Source organism: Dyella sp. (genome assembly GCF_036384435.1).
In the GTDB taxonomy this organism is placed as follows: domain Bacteria; phylum Pseudomonadota; class Gammaproteobacteria; order Xanthomonadales; family Rhodanobacteraceae; genus GSA-30.
On sequence record NZ_DASVMI010000117.1, the window covers coordinates 1 to 2927 of the forward strand.

At 63.8% G+C, this 2927-nt stretch carries 3 protein-coding genes; all 3 read right to left on the reverse strand.

Annotated features, from left to right (window positions below; translation table 11 throughout):
• The coding region (locus tag VF436_RS12025) for a TniQ family protein (RefSeq protein WP_330904272.1) at positions 1-196 on the reverse strand (196 nt) is incomplete at its 3' end.
• A complete protein-coding gene (locus VF436_RS12030; RefSeq protein ID WP_003830789.1) occupies positions 193-1101 on the reverse strand; it encodes a TniB family NTP-binding protein in 909 nt (302 codons plus the stop codon). The genes VF436_RS12025 and VF436_RS12030, both read right to left, overlap by 4 nt.
• A gap of 2 nt (positions 1102-1103) precedes the next feature.
• Positions 1104-2783 (reverse strand): Mu transposase C-terminal domain-containing protein, encoded by a 1680-nt coding sequence (locus VF436_RS12035; RefSeq protein ID WP_003830788.1) that lies wholly within the window; start codon positions 2781-2783, stop codon positions 1104-1106.
• Positions 2784-2927: the final 144 nt, after the last annotated feature.

Consider the following 2927-nt stretch of genomic DNA (forward strand, 5'->3'; position numbering starts at 1 on the left):
TGCGCTGGGCAAGCAGTGTCAACAAGGACAAGGGCGGCATAATGTCCAGGTCATCGAGCTGGTCATGGCCGAGATCGTGTGCCAGCAGCTCATGCACGTCCATGTGATAGCAGGCGGCGACCCGATTGAGCCAGGAGGATAGGGCTTCGCCTTCCCTTGGCGCAGGATGCAGCGGCCAGAGCGGCGTAGGCTTCACATCAGTTCCCGCTCGAATTGCCGACGCCGCTCGCTTGGGCCGGTGTAATCGGCCATGCTGAGCGTGCGGTGGTTGATCGCTTCCTCGCCGCTCTCCACGGCGACGAGGGCCGCCGCCATCAGCAAGTGCGCCAGTTCGCCGATGGTGCCCTCGCTGCGTGTGAGCAGGTAGCGGGCCATGTCCAGCGTGGCAATCGACGAGGGTCGCCGCAATGGAAGCGAAGCGGCGAAGCTGGCCAGCAGTGAGCAGCAATCGTCGTTGGCCTCCCACACCGGCAGCATCATGGGCTCGAAGCGGTTTTCCAATTGGTCATCCGAGCGGATGGCCAGGTAGGCGTCGCGCGTGCCGACCCCGACCAATGGGATGCGCAGCTCATTGCCGAGGAAGCGCAGCAGGTTGAGAAATTCCCGCCGGTTGACGCTGTTGCCGGCCAAGACGTTGTGCAGCTCGTCGATCACCAGCATGCGCACGCCGACCTTGCGCAGCAGTGCCAGCGCCAGTTGCTCCATTTCCGGCAGCCGTGGGCGCGGGCGCAATGGTGCCCCCATCGCGGCAAGTAGCGCGACGTAGAAGCGGATCACCGACGGTTCGGACGGCATCTGCACGACCAGCACCGGCATGTGTTCCTGGTCCGCGTCGGAGCTGGCCGGATGCGTGCGCCGGAATTTCTCGATGATCATCGACTTGCCGTTGTTGGTCGGGCCAACCAGCAGCAGGTTGGGCATGCGTTGCTTGTTTGGCCACGCATACAGGGTTTCCAGCCGGTTCAGCGCCTCGACCGCGCGCGGGTAGCCGATCCAGCGGTCGGCGCGAAGGCGCTGGATGCGCTCGTCCGCCGGCAGCCGAGCCAGCCCCTGTGCCGCTGGCAGCAGGTGTGACAAGTCGATGATGGGATATTCGTCCACGGCTACCACTCCTCGATCTGGTCGAACGGTTTGGCCGGAGGCAGGTTGTCTGCCTGCGGATCAGCAACGTCCGTTTTCGGCGGAATCGGCTTGTCCGGCGGAGGCGATGCCTTGAGGTGCTGGCGTCGATCCGCGTCGCGCCGCGCCTTGCGCGTGGCCTTCTGTGCGGTGGTCACGATCTCGCGCATCTGCCCGATCATGCGGAACAGCGCCGACTCATCCACCTGTTCGCGTCCCTGCTGCCGCAATTTCGTCAGCGCCTGCCGTTGTTCCCAGAGGGTGACAGCCGGGTGCGACAAGGTACGGTAGGGGATTTCCAGGTAATGCTGCCCCTCCGGTTCCAGCACCCAGATACGGCTGATGTCACGCGGGTCGCGCCGGATCAGGAAAGCGGGCAAGCGGTCGCGTCGTGCGATCCACGGTTTGAGCGCATCGGCGTAGTAGTGAATGTGGTCGATGACAAAGCCGGTGCGAGTCAGAGTACGGCGAATGATGGGCAGGAAATCGACCAAAAAAGCCAAGGCGCGGGTGACGACAGCCGGTACACCGACACGCGCCACGGCTTCTGACCAGCGCGCCGCCGGCGGCTGAAGCAGGCCGTTGTGCACAGAGCCGTGATAGGTGCCCACCGCCAACGTGAGCCAGCGCTCCAGCTCACGCAATGTCAGGGCGGCCTTGTTTTCGGAATCGTAGTCCCCGCGCTGGTCAGGGTTGGAGAAGGTCGTCCCTGGCAATTCATCGTGGATCATCTGCATCGCCGTACCGATGATCCGTTCCACGATGCCGCCGTAGTGCGGCTGCCCTGGCGGACGATAGTCCAACCGGATGCCGTGCTGCTCGCAGCCACGGCGCAGCGCCTCGCTCTTGAACTCGGCCGCGTTGTCCAAGTAGAGCAGCCTGGGCTTGCCGCTCATCGGCCAATCCATTTCTATATTCAGACCCTCCAGCCAGGGACGCTTGTCGCAGGCGACATGCACAAGGCACAGGCCGACCGAAACAGATGACGGCGCTTCCAGCGTGACGACCATGCCGAGCACGCAGCGGGTAAACACGTCGATGGCGATGGTCAGATACGGACGGCCAATCGGTTGCCGGTCGCGCTCGTCCACCACGATCAGGTCGATGACCGTGTGATCAATCTGCACTTGTTCCAGTGGCGCGGTCACGGCGGGAGGCTCACCACCGACACCTTGCAGGCTGCGGGACGCATCCTGACCTTCCCGGCGGCGAGTGGCCTTGAGCGGGTCGAGGCCGGCGATCCGCAGGGCCAAAGTGTTGCGCGCCGGCACCCGTAGCTTTTGCGCTTTGCAAGCCTGCGCGACCTCGCGGTGGAACGCCGCCAGGCTACGCTTCTGCTTGGTCAGGAAGCGCTTTTGCAGCAACTCGCGGATGATGCGCTCAACTGATTCCGGCAAGCGTCCCTTGCCTTTTCCGCCGCCGGACTGGCCGGGAACCAGGTCCGTCACAAACCCAGCACCTTGCCGGGCACGCCGGATCAGGACATACACCTGCCGCCTGGATAGGCCCAGCGCTTGAGCAGCGGCATCGGCGGCTTCATGCCCAACCACTTCAAGCGCTGCCAGCGGCCCGATGATTTCGGTCCGGTGCCGGGCCTGTGCCCATGCCGCATCGGGCAGGGTGGCCACGCCCTGCTCGGCAATTGGTAATGTGTCTGACGCCATGCTCACACCTCGCTTTGGTGCACACGAGTATTGAGCATAGTCGAGATTGGTGCAGATGACTTCTGATATTGCGTGGTCAGGAGCCGACTGCACACCTGGCGTTACGCCCCGTCAATTGGTGCAGTCGTCTTCTGAAAATGACAG